This window comes from Dorea sp. YH-dor226, from assembly GCF_039832105.1.
GTDB lineage: Bacteria > Bacillota > Clostridia > Lachnospirales > Lachnospiraceae > Dorea_A.
The window spans coordinates 87575-106482 of sequence record NZ_JBDOHS010000003.1 but is presented as its reverse complement, the minus strand read 5'-3'; the positions used below and the strand labels follow the sequence as shown (position 1 = coordinate 106482).

The window sequence follows — 18908 nt, the reverse complement described above, 5'->3', positions numbered from 1 at the left end:
GTAAACGTAAATAATTAATTATGCCATAAGGCGCTAAAAATAAGGAGGATATTCAAAATGGCAAAAGCTAAATTTGAAAGAACAAAACCACATTGTAATATCGGTACAATCGGTCACGTTGACCATGGTAAAACTACTCTGACAGCTGCTATCACAAAAGTTCTGTCTGAAAGAGTAGCTGGAAACGCTGCTGTAGCATTTGATAACATCGACAAGGCTCCAGAAGAGAGAGAGCGTGGAATCACTATCTCTACAGCTCACGTTGAGTACGAGACAGACAAACGTCACTATGCACACGTTGACTGTCCGGGACATGCTGACTACGTTAAGAACATGATCACTGGTGCTGCACAGATGGATGGTGCTATCCTCGTAGTTGCTGCAACTGATGGTGTTATGGCTCAGACAAGAGAGCACATCCTGCTTTCTCGTCAGGTAGGTGTTCCTTACATCGTTGTATTCATGAACAAATGTGATATGGTTGACGATGAAGAACTTCTTGAATTAGTAGAAATGGAAATCCGTGAACTGCTCGACGAGTATGAGTTCCCGGGTGATGACACACCGATCGTTCAGGGATCTGCTCTGAAGGCTCTTGAAGATCCATCAGGAGAATGGGGAGACAAGATCATGGAACTTATGGAAGCTGTTGACAGCTACATTCCAGATCCAGAGCGTGCTGTAGATCAGCCATTCCTTATGCCTGTAGAGGACGTATTCTCTATCACAGGACGTGGAACAGTTGCTACTGGTAGAGTAGAGCGTGGAACACTTCACGTATCTGATGAAGTAGAAATCGTTGGTATTCACGAAGAATCCAAGAAGACAGTTGTAACAGGTGTTGAGATGTTCCGTAAGCTTCTTGATGAGGCTCAGGCTGGTGACAACATCGGTGCTCTTCTTCGTGGTGTTCAGAGAACAGAGATCGAAAGAGGACAGTGTCTGGTTAAACCGGGATCAGTAAAATGCCACAGCAAATTTACATCTCAGGTTTACGTATTAACAAAAGATGAAGGTGGACGTCATACTCCATTCTTCAACAACTATCGTCCACAGTTCTACTTCAGAACAACAGACGTAACTGGTGTTTGCGGACTGCCAGAAGGAACAGAAATGTGTATGCCTGGTGACCACGTAGAAATGACATGTGAACTGATCCATCCAGTAGCTATGGAGCAGGGACTTCGTTTCGCTATCCGTGAAGGTGGACGTACAGTAGGTTCAGGTGTAGTTAAGGAAATCCTTGAATAATCTGAATTTCATTAATTGAAATATGTATAATAAGCCCTGGAAACTTCGGTTTCCGGGGCTTTTTTGATAATAGCTTGGATGGGCATATATCATATTATCTTCTACTTATCTCCCCTTTTTTCTCTTTTATTTGTAAAGATTCAATCCATTTTCTACAGAATTGGGCGATCTGCAAAAGTTTGTATGTTAATACCCTATTTTATCCCTGGATGTAACTATAATCTTAAAATTATTGGGCGGTAACATTTACCTTTTCATGATATGCCCAAAAGCAACTACAATGTGAAACCGTAGAGGGTGGTTGTTAACATGGGGATTGAGTGATATAATTTTTTATAATATCTATATGAAAAAGGGATCAAAAGTGATAGATGAGGAAGGGAGATATTAACGATATGAACATAACAGAACCAGAGATTGAAGTAATTGGTGCATCGATCATAGATGTACTCGTGCGTCCTGCCAGGGAAGAGGTATTTGAGTCTGGCTCATATGAAGCAGAAGACATCAAGATGTCGATCGGTGCCGATGCGCTGAACGAAGCGACGATTCTTGCGAGAATGGGAAAAAAGGTGCGGCTTGAGACGATCATAGGAAAAGATCAGGCGGGACGGTTTATTTATCGACATTGTGAAAAAGAAGGAATACAGCTTGGCGAGGGCTGTCTCAGAGACGATGAAACAACGGGAATCAATGTGGTGCTTGTGGAGCCGGATGGTAATCGGGATTTCCTGACGAATGGAAACGGCACACTCAGAAGTCTGACCATTGATGATATACATATGCCCTTCCCGGACAGTGTAAAGATTATCTGTTTTGCAAGTATCTTTGTGTTTCCGAAGATTGGCACAAAAGAAATGCAGGAGATATTCGAGACGGCAAAGAAGCAGGGAAAAATCGTATGTGCGGATATGACAAAATGTAAGCACGGAGAGACTGTAGAGGATCTGGCTCCTGCACTTGCGCATATTGATTATCTGCTTCCGAATGATGAAGAGGCTATGCGTTTTACGAGAACCGATTGTGTGGAGGATGCCGCTGACAGGCTGAAGGCTGCCGGAGTCGGTAATGTGATCATCAAGTGTGGAAAACGAGGCTGTTATATAAGGACAGACGAGGAAGCACGGTGGATGTCTGCGGTGGAGGGAGCTCATTGTATTGATACAACGGGCGCCGGAGACAGCTTCGTGGCGGGATTTCTCTGCGCACTGCTAGAAGGGAAAAATGTGATCGAGTGTGCAGAGAACGGAGGTATATGTGGCGCGAAAGCAGTAGAAGTAATGGGTGCGACAGAATGGATATAAACAGAATGCAGAAAACAGAGTATACGCATGAGATCATCATGCCGAATAATGATATCCCCTTTAAGATGTTTTTATTCGAGGGAAAGGACGGTAATTACATCCGTAATAAGCACTGGCATCGTTCTGTGGAGATATTTGCCCTGTTTGAAGGAGAACTGGAATTCTTCCTGAATGAGGCAAGTTACCCGCTGAGTCCGGGAGAATTCATGCTGGTGAATTCCAATGAGGTACATTCCATTCATTCTCCAAGGAAGAATATGACGGTTGTATTGCAGATCCCACTTTCCACTTTTGAGAGATATTATACAGATGAGCGCTTTATCTACTTTACACACAGTTCTAAAAATCAGGATGAAGAAGTCATGCGCCTGATCCGGGATATGTATGAGACTTATGCCGGAGGACAGACCGGATATGAATTCAAGGTACAGAGCCAGTTCTATATGCTGGTCTATCTTCTGGTCAGCAAGTACCGTGAGACGGAAGTGGATGAAGAGATGCTGAAGGCCAATCGGAAACTGAATAAGCTCTCGCAGATTACGGAATACATGAAGGAAAATTACAGTCAGGAATTGCCGCTAGCACAGGTAGCGGAGAAGTTTCATTATTCACCGACGTATCTTTCGAGAATGTTTCAGAAATACGCGAAGGTCAATTATAAGACATATCTGGATAATCTGCGGCTGAGCCATGCGTATCAGGATCTGATGAATACAGGATATACAATCGGTATGATTGCAGAGATAAATGGATTTGCCAACAGCAAAGCATTTTCAAAAGTCTTTCAGTCTCGCTACGGAATGCTGCCGAGTCAGTTTCGTAAAAAACAGGGGGAACTGTAAAAAAGACAAAAAAGTGCTATAAAATGGCTAATTATTTGGTGGTATACAGAGAAAATGGTTGATATAATGACATTATAATAAATATCGTTTAGGAGGATGGAAACTATGAATAACATGCCAGAAGTAAAAGTGGGAATTGTAGCAGTAAGCCGTGACTGTTTTCCGGAGAGTCTGTCCGTAACACGCCGTGAAAACCTGATGAAAGCATATACCGAGAAATACGATGCAAAGGAAGTATATGAATGTCCGATCTGTATCGTTGAAAGCGAGATCCATATGGTGCAGGCACTGGAAGACATCAAAAAAGCAGGATGTAATGCACTGTGCGTATATCTTGGAAACTTTGGACCGGAGATCTCTGAGACTCTGCTTGCAAAGCATTTTGAGGGACCGAAGATGTTCGTTGCAGCAGCAGAAGAGACCGGAAACAACCTGATCCAGGGACGTGGAGATGCATATTGCGGTATGCTGAATGCAAGCTACAATCTTCAGCTTCGTAACATCAAAGCATATATCCCGGAATACCCGGTAGGAGATGCAGAAGAATGTGCAGATATGATTCATGAATTCATTCCGATCGCAAAGGCAATCGTAGGACTGAACGATCTGAAGATCATCAGCTTCGGACCTCGTCCGCTGAACTTCCTTGCCTGCAATGCTCCGATCAAGCAGCTTTACAATATCGGTGTAGAGATCGAAGAGAACTCTGAACTTGACCTGTTTGAAGCGTTCAACAAGCATGCCGGAGACGAGAGAATTCCTGCAATCGTAAAAGAGATGGAAGAAGAACTGGGAGCAGGTAATAAGAAACCGGAGATCCTGGCAAAACTGGCTCAGTATGAACTGACTCTGAAAGACTGGGTAGAAGAGCACAGAGGATATCGTAAATATGTTGCAATCGCAGGAAAGTGCTGGCCGGCATTCCAGACACAGTTTGGCTTTGTTCCATGTTATGTAAACAGCCGCCTTACAGCACAGGGAATTCCGGTATCCTGTGAAGTAGATATCTATGGCGCACTGAGTGAGTTTATCGGAACTGTAGTAAGTAATGATACCGTAACCCTGCTGGATATCAATAACTCTGTACCGAAAGATATGTTCAAAGAAGATATCGAGGGCAAATATCCATATACACATAAAGATACATTTATGGGATTCCACTGTGGAAATACTGCATCAAGCAAGCTTTCTTTCTGCGAGATGAAGTATCAGATGATCATGGCAAGAGCATTGCCGGAAGAAGTAACACAGGGAACACTGGAAGGCGATATCGTGCCTGGAGACATCACATTCTTCCGTCTGCAGAGCACCGCAGACTGCAAGCTTCGTGCTTATATCGCACATGGTGAAGTACTTCCGGTTGCAACCCGTTCCTTCGGAGCAATTGGTGTATTTGCAATTCCGGAGATGGGAAGATTCTATCGTCATGTATTGATTGAGGGTGGATATCCGCATCACGGTGCAGTTGCATTTGGTCATTTTGGAAAGGCATTATTCGAAGTATTCAAGTACATCGGTGTTCCGGTAGAAGAGATTGGATACAATCAGCCGGCAGGAGTAAGATATCCGACAGAGAATCCGTGGGCATAAGAGAAAACCAGGCAGGAGGCGTCATATGTTATATATAGGTGTAGATCTTGGGACATCCGCAGTGAAACTTCTTATGATGGATGAAACAGGAAAAATTCAGAAAATCGTATCAAAAGAATATCCACTGTTTTTCCCACATCCGGGCTGGTCGGAACAGAAACCGGAAGACTGGTTTGCTCAGTCTATGGAAGGAATCAAAGAACTAACTGCTGAGTGTGACAAGTCACAGGTGGCAGGTATCAGTTTCGGAGGACAGATGCATGGTCTGGTTGCGCTGGATGCAGAGGATCAGGTGATCCGTCCGGCAATCCTGTGGAATGACGGAAGAACAGGAGAAGAGACGAACTACCTGAATGAAGTAATCGGAAAAGAAAAACTGTCTGAATACACAGCAAATATTGCATTTGCCGGGTTTACAGCTCCGAAGATTCTCTGGATGAAGAAACATGAACCTGAAAATTTTGCAAAGATCGTAAAGATTATGCTTCCAAAGGATTATCTTGCATATCGTCTGTCCGGATCCTTCTGTACAGATGTATCTGATGCGTCAGGTATGCTTCTCATGGATGTGAAGAACCGCTGCTGGTCAAAAGAGATGATGGACATCTGTGGAATTACAGAGGACATGCTTCCGAAATTATACGAGAGCTACGAGGTAGTAGGTACTCTGAGACCGGAGATTGCGGAAGAACTTGGACTGTCACCGGAAGTGAAGATCATTGCCGGAGCAGGCGATAATGCGGCAGCTGCCGTAGGAACCGGAACAGTAGGGGATGGAATGTGCAACATTTCTCTTGGAACATCCGGAACCATCTTTATCTCCAGTAAAAAGTTCGGGGTAGATGAGAACAATGCGCTGCATTCTTTTGCACATGCAGATGGCAATTATCATCTGATGGGATGTATGCTGAGTGCCGCATCCTGTAATAAATGGTGGAATGAAGAGATCCTGAAAACAAAGGATTTTGCTGCTGAGCAGGCAGGTATCACCAGGCTTGGAGAGAACAATGTGTTCTATCTTCCTTATCTGATGGGTGAGCGATCACCACACAACAATCCGGATGCACGTGCAATGTTTATCGGAATGTCTATGGACACAACGAGAGAAGATATGACGCAGGCAGTTCTGGAGGGTGTTGCGTTCGGGCTGCGTGATTCACTGGAAGTCGCAAGAAGTCTTGGAATACAGATTGAACGTACCAAGATCTGCGGCGGAGGTGCAAAGAGTCCACTGTGGAAGAAGATGATTGCGAACATTATGAATCTGAAAGTGGATGTGGTTGAAAGTGAAGAAGGCCCTGCTCTTGGAGGAGCAATGCTGGCGGCAGTCGGATGTGGAGAATATCCGGATGTAGAAAGCGCGGCTGCTCAGATCGTCAAGGTGATTGATACCGTAGAACCGGAAGAAGAGCTTGTTGCAAAATATGAAGAAAGATACCAGAAGTTCAGAAAGATCTATCCAACAGTAAAAGCATTATTTTAATAAATATTTATGATGAAATGGCGTCGGTGTATGGATGAGACACATTTGCGTGTGTTCCATCTGTACACCGACGTCTTCGTATGTTAAAATATAAACGGTTGTAAATAGAATCTATTATCAGGAGGAAATGAGATGGAAGATCATAAGATTATCCAGGTTGAGGACAAAGTACCGTTTAAGCTGCTCGTTCCGTTAAGTATTCAGCACATGTTTGCGATGTTTGGAGCATCCGTACTGGTGCCTTTTATCTTCGGAATTAACCCGGCAATTGTGTTGTTTATGAATGGAGTAGGAACGCTGATATTCATTGCGGTGACGAAAGGAAAAGCACCGGCGTATCTGGGATCCAGTTTTGCGTTTCTGGCACCGGCTGGAATTGTAATCAGTGAGATGGGATACGAATACGCATTGGGCGGATTTGTGGCAGTAGGTTTCTGCGGTTGTATTTTATCTTTTATTATCTATAAATGTGGAACCGACTGGATTGATATTGTTCTTCCGCCGGCGGCGATGGGACCGGTAGTTGCACTGATCGGACTGGAACTGTCAGGCTCGGCTGCAAGCAATGCAGGCCTTCTGGATGAACAGATTGATATGAAGAATGTAATTGTATTTGCTGTAACTCTGGGAGTGGCAGTATTTGGAAATATTCTGTTTCGTGGATTCCTTTCTGTAATTCCGATCCTGATTGCGGTGATTGCAGGATATATTGCAGCATTTGCCTGTGGTATGCTTGATTTTTCACAGGTTGCGGCAGCCGGATGGTTTGCGCTTCCGAATTTCCAGACACCAAAATTCGACCTTGGTGCAATTATGATGATTCTTCCGGTATTGCTGGTAATTGCGTCTGAACATATCGGTCATCAGGTGGTAACGAGTAAGATTGTCGGACGCGATCTTTTAAAGGATCCGGGATTACACAGATCTTTATTTGGAGATAATTTTTCTACCATGCTGTCCGGTCTGATCGGTTCTGTTCCGACGACGACTTATGGGGAAAACATCGGGGTCATGGCAGTAACAAAAGTGTATAGTGTTCGTGTCATTGCAGGAGCGGCAGTTCTTTCCATCATCTGTTCTTTTGTAGGAAAGCTTTCCATGCTGATTCAGACAATTCCGGGGCCGGTAATCGGCGGAATCTCATTCCTTTTGTATGGTATGATCGGAGCATCCGGAATCCGTATCCTGGTTGATTCAAATGTGGATTATGGACGTTCAAGAAATCTGATGCTGACTTCGATCGTATTTGTAACAGGACTGTCAGGAGTCGCTGTAAAGCTTGGAAATATTCAGCTGACCGGAATGGTGCTGGCATGCGTGGTCGCAATGATACTGAGTCTGATTTTCTATATTCTTGATAAATTGAAACTGACGAATGACAGGGACGAAGCATAACATAATAATTGAGGAAGGCATTTGTTGGGCGGAGGAAACAATTAATCCTCCGCCTTTTTTGATGTAATAGTTTGAGATTAAAAAAAATTACAGAGTGTGCTCTAAAAGTGTTGCATTTTGGGTGCTATGGTGCTATACTTTATAAGATTTTTAGAAAAAGTTTAGCACGTTACTCTGGCAAAGGGGGAGGGCTTTCTATGACAGGAAAAGAACTGTTGGAGAAATTACTGGTGTCTTACAGATCCAGTTTTGATATAGAGCGGAACTACGATATTAATGGAGATATTTACGATGCATATGCTGGCTTTAATGTAACCAGTGCAAAGTATGTCCTCGTTAAGAAGGCAGAGCTTTGGCGGGCCGAATGCTTTGAGCATGTGTTTTTTCGTGTTACGGATGAGCTGAAGGCTGAAGAGATAGAAAGATTCCGAAAAGAGATTGATACTTACATTGAACCACAGCTGGTTAGAGGCGGTGAGAAGCTCCCGAAAAAGGATCATATGTATACATACATGACAGCGGTCTACATCTGTGAGAACGGTGTGTCAGATGATGTGAAAAAGATGGTAAAGCAGTTCAGATATGTAAAGAACTATCTGCTGACGATCCGCGGATACAGTGAAGTGAGGATTCTGGTGTTTGACCTGAAAACTCAGAAAGTATTTGGAAATCGGGCGGCAAAAGACCTGGTAAAGGGATATAAAAAATCTGGTCTGATCTGACAGAGAGAGCTGGCGTACATGCTGGAATATACTGTCGGGTTTTAAAAAAGCATACAAGGAAATGCGTTCTGCGCTTCCTGTATAGATACAATAACATTATACAAAGGAAAATGAGGAGGAATTAACTATGAATGGTGTTGTAGTATTGGTAGTTGGTATTGCAATCCTTGTCGGTGCTTATCTTACATACGGCAAATGGCTTGCAAAACAGTGGGGAATCGATCCGTCAAGAGAGACTCCTTCACACACAGAAGAAGATGGTGTGGATTATGTGCCTGCAAAAGCACCGGTCCTGATGGGACATCACTTTTCTTCTATCGCCGGAGCAGGTCCGATCAATGGTCCTATTCAGGCTGCAGTATTTGGATGGGTTCCGGTACTTCTGTGGGTTCTGATCGGTGGTATCTTCTTTGGTGCGGTTCATGACTTTGGTGCACTGTTTGCATCTATCCGTCATAAAGGACAGTCTATTGGTGAGGTTATCGCTGATACCATGGGATCAAAAGCAAAGAAGCTGTTTATCATCTTCTCTTATCTGACATTGATCCTGGTAGTAGCAGCATTTGGTTCTATCGTAGCAAATACATTTATGGCAACATACACAGAAAGCGGTGCAGTTGACTATGCAGCAAGTGCGGCAAATGCAACAACAGCAATGATCTCTATTCTGTTCATTCTGATCGCTATTGCATTCGGTTTTCTTGTATATCGCAGAAATGCAGGACTTGGCGTATCAACAATCATAGGTGTCGTTGCAATTGTGATCTGTATGGTAGTTGGAATGAACTGGCATCCGATCTACTTAAGCAACAAGGCATGGATGGTAATCGTAGGTATCTACATTCTGGCAGCATCTGTTGCACCGGTATGGATCCTGCTTCAGCCGCGTGATTACTTAAGTTCATTCTTACTTTACTTCATGATGATCGTGGCAGTTGTTGGTATCGTTGGATGCGGATTAACAGGTGGAGCACAGATGGATATTCCTGCATTTACAGGATTTAAAGATACAGTTGCTCCGACAGGAACTTCTCTTGGATATATGTTCCCGGCATTGTTTGTAACAATCGCATGTGGTGCTATTTCCGGTTTCCATTCACTGGTAGGTTCCGGTACAACAGCAAAACAGCTGAACAGTGAAAAAGATGCACAGCCGATCGCGTACGGTGGAATGTTAATCGAGTGTGCACTTGCTATTATCTCTCTGTGTGCTGTAGGTTATATCTGGTCCAGCTATTCTGCCGGTGAAACTGTAGTTCCAACTGCAGTATTTGCAACAGGTATCTCCAAGATGCTTGGTTCCATTCCTGGACTTGCCGGAACAGAGAAGATTGCATATACATTACTGGTACTTACCGTATCTGTATTCTGTCTGACATCTCTGGATACAGCAACACGTCTTGCACGTTACATGTTCCAGGAATTCTGGCTTGAACCAGGAGAAACATACAAAGACGTTACAGGATATAAGAAAGTCCTGACCAATCCATTCGTGGCAACACTGATTACTGTTGTACTTGGAATCGGACTTGGAATTACAGGTTATGCGAACATCTGGCCACTGTTCGGTGCAGCAAACCAGCTGCTTGCAGCTCTTGGACTTCTTGCAGTTGCAACATGGCTTGGAAAAGCAGGAAAGAATAACAAGATGTTCTACATTCCGATGGCATTTATGCTGATCGTAACAATTACATCACTTTGCTTCACAATCAAGAGCAACGTTCTTGGAGTTATGGCAGGCGGTGAAGGCACAACATGGTGTCTGGTACGTGCAGTGATTGCTGTTCTGCTGGTTGCACTTGCAATTGTACTTGCAGTAGATGGTGTTAAGACCATGATGAATCAGAAAAAAGAAGCATAATATATAAAGAGCAATAAAAAAGAGGGGTTATCCCCTCTTTTTTTCGATTGCCATAATCATGTCTACACGAGTCTGATGTCTTCCGCCCATAAACTCGGCGTCCAGCCATTCGTCAACGATCATCTTGGCCATTTCAGAACCGACCACTCTTGCACCGAGGGCAAGGACATTGGTGTTGTTATGTTCTTTTGACAGCTTTGCGGAATAAGGTTCCGAACATACGACTGCCCGAATGCCTTCTACTTTATTGGCTGCAAGAGAGATTCCAACACCGGTGCCGCAGATGAGAATTCCAAGATCAACTTCTTTCGAAGCAACTGCACGTCCCACTTTTTCACCGTATTCCGGATAGTTACAGCGGTCATGTGTATCCGTGCCAAAGTTCACAACTTCACAGCCCCGTTCCTGAAGATGAGCTACAATTTCATTCTTCAGCTCTACACCTGCGTGGTCATTACCAATTCCAATTTTCATGTTACCAACCTCTTCTTCCTGTTTGTATTGCCTATTTATTATAGTATTAAGGAATTGGTTTGGCAATATGTGAATCAAAATCAATTTCCAATAATTCATCAAACCGATGAATGGTCAAAAATGGCTCCTTTACAGTACCAAATCCATAAGAAACATATATCATGGGAACATCTGCTTTCTGACAGGCATCCGCATCCCCCTGTGTATCGCCGACATATACCGCGGACGCAAGGTGGTTACGATCCATGATCAGGCGGATCGTATCCTGTTTCTGAAGACCGGTGTCACCATGGCAGGTATAGTCGGTGATATATTTCGAAAAACCGGTGTTCTTTAAAAAGGACTCGATATAGCCACTTTGACAGTTGCTTACAATGAACAGCGGATAGCGTTTGGACAGCGCCTCAAGGGTATCCGGCACGTGTTCGTAGATAGGACAGGGAGCCGTTTCCAGCCAGCGGTTCTCATAATCGAATAAATGAACTGACAACTGTGTCTGTTCTGTAGGGCTGAGCTCCGGAAACAGAGCGTTGATGATAACGTCCAGAGGTTTTCCGAATTCTCTCCTTAACTGGGCTCCGGTGATGGTTCTGGAAAGTTTTGTACACTCCCGAATCGCCTGATTCCATGATTTTGCTACTTCATCTGTGGGATTCCACAGGGTTCCGTCTATATCAAATATGATTCCGTCCATAAAAGACCTCCTGCTATAATAATTTCTCCAGTTCTTTTTCTACGCTGTCTGTTACACCGGTACAGTAATCTGCGATTCCGGGTGCGGCATTGGCCATGGCAAAGCTGGTTCCGGCGAGTTTCAGCATGGGAAGATCGTTCCACTGATCGCCGAATACCATGCACTCATCGGGAGAGATGGACATTTGCTCGAGAATTGCATTGAGTGCAAAGCCTTTGTCTGTACCTGACGGGATAAAATCAACCCATCCGCTGCCTGCGTGTACAACGGTGATCACATCGCTGAATAATGCATGATATCGCTGAAATACGGCATCGACTTCCGGTGGATTATACACGGCCATCTTCATGACCGGACCGGGAATCGACAGCAAGTCATCGACAGTCATGATGTCATTTTTCACAATGTTGCACATGTGATGTGTGAAAGAGGGGGTGTGCCCTTCGATATACATATGATCCGTGCAGGAAGCGGTCAGCTCGCAGTCACGGTATCTGTGTACGGCTTCGGTAATACTGCGGACGATGGAAGGATCGATCATGTGAGGGATGTGAATCTGATCGTTATGAACGTACATGGATCCGCCTTCACAGATGTAGGAGATATCATCCTGAACTTTATAAAAGAGATTCCGGAGGTTCCAGTATTGACGCCCGCTGGCGGCAACAAAATGAATTCCCTTTTTCTGAAGTTTCTGTATGACCGGGAAAATGGATGGATTGAGAGCCTGAGCACCGTTCTGCAGAAGGGTGCCGTCGAGGTCGCTTGCAACTAATTTTATCATAAATGTATGCCTCCTGAATTGATACCTATATTATAAAGGAAAGTATTGAAAAAGAGTAGGTGGTTTTGGTATTATATAGTAAGATTATTATGACATAAGGAGAGGTTACTGTGAACGAAAGAATTAATCGAGTATTGGCAAAAATGGAGGAAAAGGGATTGACACAGCTGATCGTATCAGATCCGCTCAGTATTCGCTTCCTCACAGGAATTATGGTAAATCCGGGAGAAAGACTGTATGCGCTGCTGCTTCGAACAAGTGGAAAGCATACGTTATTCCTGAATTATCTGTATTATGTATCTGATACGGGATTTGAAGAAGTGTGGTTCAGCGATATGGATGATCAGATTGGGGTGCTGATGGAACATATCGATACGGAAAGTGTGCTTGGAATCGATAAGACATGGCCGGCACGTTTCCTGATTCCGCTTCAGGAGCGCTGCCCACAGATGAAAACAGTGTGGGGATCCGACTGTGTAGATGGCGTTCGTGCAGTAAAAAATGAAGAAGAGATTGCAATCATGAAAGAAGCATCTGTGATCAACGACAGTGTGATGGAAAAAGTGTCTGCATTCATCAAAGAGGGAATGACAGAAAAAGAGATTGCAGATTTTATTGATTCTGAATTCTTTGCGGCGGGAGCAAGCGGACTGAGCTTTGACACTATTGTATGCTTTGGCCCGAATGCAGCAGATCAGCATCACACACCAAGTGATACAAGAACTCTGAAAGAAGGAGAGTGTGTATTGATTGATATGGGATGTGTATGGAAGGGATATTGTTCTGATATGACAAGAACCTTCTATTGCAAGTCAGTAGATGAGGAACAGAAGGCGATCCACGACCTTGTTCGTACAGCGGTAGAAAAGGCTGAGTCTGTCATCAAACCGGGAGTGCGTTTCTGCGATATTGATGCGCAGGCGAGAGACCTGATCGATGAGGCGGGATACAGTGAGTACTGGAAGATCCGTCTTGGTCATTTTATCGGACAGGAAGATCATGAATACGGAGATGTAAGTCCGATCAATAAGAATGTTGCAGAACCGGGTATGATCTTCTCGATTGAACCTGGAATCTATATAGAAGGAAAGTACGGAGTTCGTATTGAAGATCTGGTACTTGTTACAGAAGAAGGACATGTACTTCTGAATGCAGTTGATAAAAAGTGGAAGATTGTAGGCTAACATTAGAAAAATAAGGTTGCAGAATGTGATTTGGGGCATATCTTAACATGAGAGAATATTACTCGAGGTGTTAAGATATGCCTTATTCAATTATGCTGGATGCGGGTCATGGAGGAAGAGATCCCGGAGCTGTCTATCAGGGAAGGCAGGAAAAGGATGACACTTTGAATCTGGTCCTTGCAATCGGACAGATCCTGCAGGAACGTGGAATAGATGTAGAATATACAAGGACTACAGATGTATATGAGACACCCTATGAAAAAGCAATGGAAGCAAATAATGCAGGAGTTGATTTTTTTGTGTCCATTCATAGAAATTCATTTCCGATCGATAATGAAGTATCGGGGGTGGAAAGTCTTGTGTATGCCCTTACCGGGATAAAATACCAGATGGCTTTAAATATCAATGAGCAGCTGGAAGGGATTGGATTTGTGAATCTGGGTGTACATGCGCGACCCAATCTGGTGGTACTCCGAAAGACGAAGATGCCGGCAGTTCTCGTAGAAGTGGGATTTATTAATTCGGAGACAGACAATATCCTGTTTGATAATAATTTTCAGGATATTGCGCTGGCAATTGGGGAAGGGATTCTGGATACCATATATATGGAAGAGGAAGAATCAGAACCGGAGTATTATCGGGTGCAGACCGGTGCGTTCCGCAACCGCAGATATGCCGAGCGGCTGCTGGATGAACTGCTGGAACAGGAATATCCTGCATTTATCGATGATACCGGTCCCTATTATCGGGTGCAGGTAGGCGAATATGATAATCTGAACGAGGCGGCCCAGATGGAGAGAAGACTGAAACGCGCAGGATATCAGACGGTACTTGTGCGATAGATGACATCGCTTAGGTGACAGAATTTAACATGGATTTTTCATTTGCCTTTGCAAAGATTTTACATTGCTTCGATATAATACGCTAAGAACAAGATAGGAGAAAGCGTGCAGGAGGCGATGAGAAGATGAAAAAATTGTGGGAAATGGTTTGCAGATATTCTGGAAATAAATGTGTGGAAGGAGTATTTCTGGGAGTAAATATCATCAGATGGACGATAGGGACACTGGTTCTTGGTCTCTTTTTCTGTGTTGTAACCGGGACGGATATCGTTCTTTGCATTGCAAATCTTATGTGTGTGGCTATCTATGCAGGAATTATCATGGGACTGTTTGGAGGAATTTTTTTCCTGATGAGAAAGTAATGATGTTCAATCAGACTCTGAAAACCGCTGTTTACGTGCGGACCGGACTATGCTAATATATCAGATGTAGAGTGACTTCCTTGTCGGGTGATGAGAAGTTGCCGGGATGAGCAATGTATGGAGGCGTAGAAGAGAATGTCTGACAGACTGCAATTTAAAGAAAAACTGGACGGAGTTCTGGGGCTTGCAAAGTCGCAGGAGCATCATATTTCATTAGAGGAAGTGGAAAAGTATTTTGAAGAGGATCATCTGTCACAGGAGCAGATGAATCTGGTGTGCGAGTACCTGATGTCGCAGAAAGTGGCGGTAGCCGGATATGTAAGAGAAAAAGGGACGGTAAAGGAAGAAAATACGGAAGAGGATATCTATCCGCTTGGTGAAGAAGAACGTGCATATGTTGAAACATATATGAGTGAGATTGAGCAGATGGCAAAGGGAACTGCTGATGATGCAAGGATGGCGGGATATCTTCGCATGGTGGTTGAAGGAGCTGTAAAGCTTCACAGCCCGGATGTCTTTATCGGAGACATGATCCAGGAGGGAAATATGAGTCTGATGCTTGCTCTAGGGGCGAATCCGGACCATGCGAAAGAGGAGGCCTGTGTCCTTGAAGAAGTCCGGGCAGGAATGCTTGCGATGGCAGAGGCACAGAATGAAACGAAGCGCCAGGATCACAAGATGGTGGAACGTGTAAAAGAGCTGGATGAAGTCATTAAAGATATGAAGGAAGAGTATGGAAGAAAAGTGTCGGTAGAGGAAGTTGCGGAACGCATGGGTGTTACCGAAGACGAGATAGAGGATATCCTGAAGCTTGCAGGAGAAGATACGAAAGAAGAATAAGTAACAGGGACTGTATGATGATACAGTCCCTGTTGTTGTATATTAATCTTCTTTTTTGGTTGTTTCGGGTTCCGGAAGATATACGTGGACGCTTTCAATCCGGTTTTTATCAAGCTTTTCTACGATCAGCCGAATTCCGGTCTCGGTAGTAATGTGGTCGCCGACTTCAGGAAGACGATCCAGACGTTCGATGATAAATCCGCCGAGAGAGTCGTATTCGTCAGATGTCAGATCCAGATCCAGCCGGTCATTCAGATCGTCCAGATTCATGGAGCCTTCTACAATATATTCGCGTTCGTTTATTTTCTGAACAAAATCTTCTTCATTTTCATCATACTCGTCGTGAATTTCCCCGACGATTTCTTCGAGAATATCTTCCAGTGTGATGAGACCGGCTGTCTCGCCGTATTCATCCAGTACAATAGCGATATTAAAGGAAGCTTCGCGCATCTCGACAAGAAGCTCAGAGATGCTCTTGTACTCATATGTGAAATATGCTTCCCGCATGATGTCGCGGATATGAAATTCCCCTGTGTTGTCATATAACAGCAAGTCTTTCATATTGATCGTACCGATCACATTGTCAGTCGTTTCTTCGAAAATAGGAAGTCTCGTGAATTTGTCTTCCCGGAAGATTTCGATTAATTCTTCATAAGTGCTGTTCACATCTGCAAATGTAACGTGTACACGAGGTACCATAACGTCTTTGGCGCGTGCATCGCCCAGATCGAACACATTATAGATCATTTCCTTTTCATCAGATTCAATCACACCATCTTCGTGGCTTACATCTACGATTGTACGCAGCTCTGATTCTGTCATCATGTCGGTTCTGGCATTCGGATCTACCCGAAGAATAAAAAGGATGCCACTGGACAGTCCATTGATCAGGATGATGGCAGGAGTCATGACCTTCATATACAGATGAATCACAGGAGCATATGCAAGAGACATCTTTTCGGCGTGAAGAGTTGCCATTGTTTTTGGCGTAATTTCTCCGAATAAGATGATCAATACAGTTAAAAGAGCGCTTGCCATCGCGATCATGGAGCCTCCAAGCCTGTAGGCAAGGCTGGTTGTCAAAGATGCGGCAGACAGGTTCACGATGTTGTTACCGATCAGGATCGCACTCAGCATCTTGCTGGAATTGTCTGTAATGTTCATAACAGTCTTTGCGCGTTTGTTTCCTTCATCGGCAAGTCCTCGGATTCGCATGCGGTTAACGGTTGTCAGTGCGGTCTCTGCAGACGAGAAGAAAGCAGAGAGTCCTAATAAAATTAATAAAATAATTAGTTGTGAGACGTCACTCGAGTCCAATTGATAAGTTCACTCCTTTTTGAAATAATACTTGGAACTAATATAACGCATTTAAGGTAAATTTGCAAGTGTACGTTGAATTTAGAAGATGTTTAGTGTATGATGAACGGTGATGACAGGTATCATGGCAGTTGAAATTGACGAAGAATATGGAGAAGAAGATGAATCAGATTATTTATAATGAGTTAAAACATATATTAACAGAAGAACAGATCAGAACAGAGGAACCGATGAGGGATCACACGACATTTCGCATCGGAGGACCGGCGGCTTTTTTTGTAATGCCAAAAACGGCAGAAGAAGTGAAAAATACGGTCCGCTTGTGCCGGGAAAGGAAAGTTCCTTATTATATAGTAGGAAATGGCAGCAATCTTCTGGTATCGGATCAGGGATATGAGGGTGTGATCATTCAGATATTTAAGCAGATGAACCGGATTGAAGTGGAAGGAACTGTGATTCGTGCACAGGCAGGTGCACTTCTGTCGGCAATTGCGAACAGAGCACTGGATATGGGGCTTGCAGGATTTGAGTTTGCTGCAGGAATCCCGGGAACGCTGGGAGGCGCCTGTGTGATGAATGCCGGAGCGTATGGTGGAGAGATGAAGGATGTGCTTAAAGAAGTAACTGTACTCAATGAAGAAGGAGAGATTGTTACAATTCCGAAGGACGAACTGGAACTCGGATATCGTACCAGTGTGATCGCCAGAAAAGGATATGTAGTTCTGGAAGCGAGGATAGATCTGCAGAAAGGTGATAAGACAGAGATTAAGGCGGTCATGGATGATCTGAAGGAAAAGAGAATCAGCAAACAGCCGTTGGAGTATCCGAGCGCGGGAAGTACATTTAAAAGACCGGAAGGATATTTTGCCGGTAAGCTGATACAGGATGCAGGGCTTCGCGGATTTCGTGTCGGTGGTGCGCAGGTATCTGAAAAGCACTGTGGTTTTGTGATCAACAGAGAACAGGCTACGGCTGCGGATGTTGCTGAACTGATGCGCCGGGTGGCTGATACTGTGGAAGAAACATCAGGTGTAAGGCTGGAACCGGAAGTAAAAAGACTGGGAGAATTCTAAGATGAGATGTGTGATTGTGACAGGTATGTCGGGCGCCGGAAAAAGTACGGCATTGAAAATGCTGGAGGATATGGGGTATTTCTGTGTGGATAATCTGCCGGTACCGCTGATACCGAAGATGGCAGATCTACTCCGTGTACCGGGGACAGAGATTAATAAAGCGGCGCTTGGCGTGGATATACGAAGCGGGCAAAACTTTCGGGAACTGGAGAAGGTGCTGGAGGAACTGGACGCTTCCGGAATGAGATATGAGATACTCTATCTGGAGTCCAGCGAAGATGTCCTGATCAAGCGATATAAAGAAACCAGACGTTTTCATCCTCTGTCAGGGAAAGACGGACGGGTGGATCAGGGGATCAGAGAAGAACGTAAGCGTCTGACATTTCTGAAGCAGAGAGCAGATTATCTGATCGACACGAGTCACATGCTGACAAGAGAACTTCGTGCGGAACTTACAAAGATTTTTGTTGAAAATAAAGAATATAAGAATCTGTATATCTCTGTTCTGTCATTTGGGTTCAAATATGGAATTCCGGCAGATGCAGATCTGGTGTTTGATGTCCGTTTTTTGCCGAATCCATATTATATAGAAGAATTGAGACCAAAAAGCGGTAATGACAAAGAAGTAAGAGATTATGTCATGGAAAATGACAAAGCGAAGGAATTTTTAACAAAGCTGACGGATATGGTAGAATTTTTGATTCCGAATTATATCCAGGAAGGGAAGACTCAGCTGGTAATCGGCATAGGATGTACAGGAGGGAAACACAGGTCGGTGACACTGGCGAATGAGTTGTATACCGCTTTAAAACATAATGAAAATTATGGCATCCGGATTGAACATCGTGATATTGGGAAGGATGCCATTACCAAAGCAAGATAGGGGTAAA

18 protein-coding genes are annotated in these 18908 nt (G+C 44.1%); 14 read left to right on the top strand and 4 right to left on the bottom strand.

Features of this window, described 5'->3' with window-relative positions; all coding sequences use genetic code 11:
* The first annotated feature begins 57 nt into the window (after positions 1-57).
* From tuf to ABE547_RS03825, 8 genes are all read left to right on the top strand, one after another.
* The gene (tuf, locus tag ABE547_RS03860; RefSeq protein WP_347377519.1) at positions 58-1251 is read left to right on the top strand and encodes an elongation factor Tu; all 1194 of its coding nucleotides are present in this window, start codon (positions 58-60) and stop codon (positions 1249-1251) included.
* Between the two features lie 395 nt (positions 1252-1646).
* Positions 1647-2555: a carbohydrate kinase family protein gene (locus ABE547_RS03855; RefSeq protein ID WP_347377518.1), complete on the top strand. Its 909-nt coding sequence runs from the start codon at positions 1647-1649 to the stop codon at positions 2553-2555.
* The gene (locus ABE547_RS03850; protein WP_347377517.1) at positions 2546-3397 is read left to right on the top strand and encodes an AraC family transcriptional regulator; all 852 of its coding nucleotides are present in this window, start codon (positions 2546-2548) and stop codon (positions 3395-3397) included. Before ABE547_RS03855 ends, ABE547_RS03850 begins: the two co-directional genes overlap by 10 nt.
* Before the next feature lie 105 nt (positions 3398-3502).
* Positions 3503-4987 (top strand): L-fucose/L-arabinose isomerase family protein, encoded by a 1485-nt coding sequence (locus ABE547_RS03845; RefSeq protein ID WP_347377516.1) that lies wholly within the window; start codon positions 3503-3505, stop codon positions 4985-4987.
* A gap of 25 nt (positions 4988-5012) precedes the next feature.
* A complete protein-coding gene (gene xylB, locus ABE547_RS03840; RefSeq protein WP_347377515.1) occupies positions 5013-6470 on the top strand; it encodes a xylulokinase in 1458 nt (485 codons plus the stop codon).
* Positions 6471-6602: 132 nt separating this feature from the next.
* Complete coding sequence (gene uraA / locus ABE547_RS03835) at positions 6603-7865, top strand: uracil permease (RefSeq protein WP_347377514.1); 1263 nt, start codon at positions 6603-6605, stop codon at positions 7863-7865.
* A 197-nt stretch (positions 7866-8062) separates the two neighbouring features.
* The gene (locus ABE547_RS03830; RefSeq protein WP_347377513.1) at positions 8063-8587 is read left to right on the top strand and encodes a hypothetical protein; all 525 of its coding nucleotides are present in this window, start codon (positions 8063-8065) and stop codon (positions 8585-8587) included.
* A gap of 127 nt (positions 8588-8714) precedes the next feature.
* A complete protein-coding gene (locus ABE547_RS03825) occupies positions 8715-10448 on the top strand; it encodes a carbon starvation protein A (RefSeq protein ID WP_347377512.1) in 1734 nt (577 codons plus the stop codon).
* Positions 10449-10475: 27 nt separating this feature from the next.
* On the opposite strand, the gene rpiB is transcribed toward ABE547_RS03825, so the two are convergent.
* The 3 genes from rpiB to ABE547_RS03810 are packed head-to-tail and all read right to left on the bottom strand — an operon-like array spanning position 10476 to position 12400.
* Positions 10476-10922 carry a ribose 5-phosphate isomerase B gene (gene rpiB / locus ABE547_RS03820; protein WP_347377511.1) on the bottom strand — a complete coding sequence of 149 codons (447 nt, stop codon included), beginning with the start codon at positions 10920-10922 and terminating at the stop codon, positions 10476-10478.
* A gap of 46 nt (positions 10923-10968) precedes the next feature.
* Complete coding sequence (locus ABE547_RS03815; RefSeq protein ID WP_347377510.1) at positions 10969-11616, bottom strand: HAD family hydrolase; 648 nt, start codon at positions 11614-11616, stop codon at positions 10969-10971.
* A gap of 13 nt (positions 11617-11629) precedes the next feature.
* Positions 11630-12400 carry an HAD family hydrolase gene (locus tag ABE547_RS03810; RefSeq protein ID WP_347377509.1) on the bottom strand — a complete coding sequence of 257 codons (771 nt, stop codon included), beginning with the start codon at positions 12398-12400 and terminating at the stop codon, positions 11630-11632.
* A 110-nt stretch (positions 12401-12510) separates the two neighbouring features.
* On the opposite strand from ABE547_RS03810, the gene ABE547_RS03805 reads away from it, so the two are divergent.
* The 4 genes from ABE547_RS03805 to ABE547_RS03790 all read left to right on the top strand — a co-directional run bounded on the left by ABE547_RS03805 (position 12511) and on the right by ABE547_RS03790 (position 15628).
* Complete coding sequence (locus ABE547_RS03805) at positions 12511-13584, top strand: Xaa-Pro peptidase family protein (protein ID WP_347377508.1); 1074 nt, start codon at positions 12511-12513, stop codon at positions 13582-13584.
* Positions 13585-13661: 77 nt separating this feature from the next.
* A complete protein-coding gene (locus ABE547_RS03800) occupies positions 13662-14426 on the top strand; it encodes an N-acetylmuramoyl-L-alanine amidase (RefSeq protein WP_347377507.1) in 765 nt (254 codons plus the stop codon).
* 125 nt (positions 14427-14551) lie between these two features.
* A complete protein-coding gene (locus ABE547_RS03795; RefSeq protein WP_347377506.1) occupies positions 14552-14788 on the top strand; it encodes a hypothetical protein in 237 nt (78 codons plus the stop codon).
* A gap of 135 nt (positions 14789-14923) precedes the next feature.
* Positions 14924-15628, top strand: coding sequence for a sigma-70 domain-containing protein (locus tag ABE547_RS03790; RefSeq protein WP_347377505.1), 705 nt, complete (start codon positions 14924-14926; stop codon positions 15626-15628).
* A gap of 42 nt (positions 15629-15670) precedes the next feature.
* Here ABE547_RS03790 and ABE547_RS03785 read toward each other — a convergent pair whose 3' ends face one another.
* The gene (locus ABE547_RS03785; RefSeq protein WP_347377504.1) at positions 15671-16945 is read right to left on the bottom strand and encodes a hemolysin family protein; all 1275 of its coding nucleotides are present in this window, start codon (positions 16943-16945) and stop codon (positions 15671-15673) included.
* Between the two features lie 161 nt (positions 16946-17106).
* Between ABE547_RS03785 and murB the strand changes: the two genes are divergently transcribed.
* Both murB and rapZ read left to right on the top strand, forming a co-directional pair.
* Positions 17107-18018: a UDP-N-acetylmuramate dehydrogenase gene (gene murB / locus ABE547_RS03780; protein WP_347377503.1), complete on the top strand. Its 912-nt coding sequence runs from the start codon at positions 17107-17109 to the stop codon at positions 18016-18018.
* 1 nt (position 18019) lies between these two features.
* Positions 18020-18901, top strand: coding sequence for an RNase adapter RapZ (rapZ, locus tag ABE547_RS03775; protein WP_347377502.1), 882 nt, complete (start codon positions 18020-18022; stop codon positions 18899-18901).
* The last annotated feature ends 7 nt before the right edge of the window (positions 18902-18908 follow it).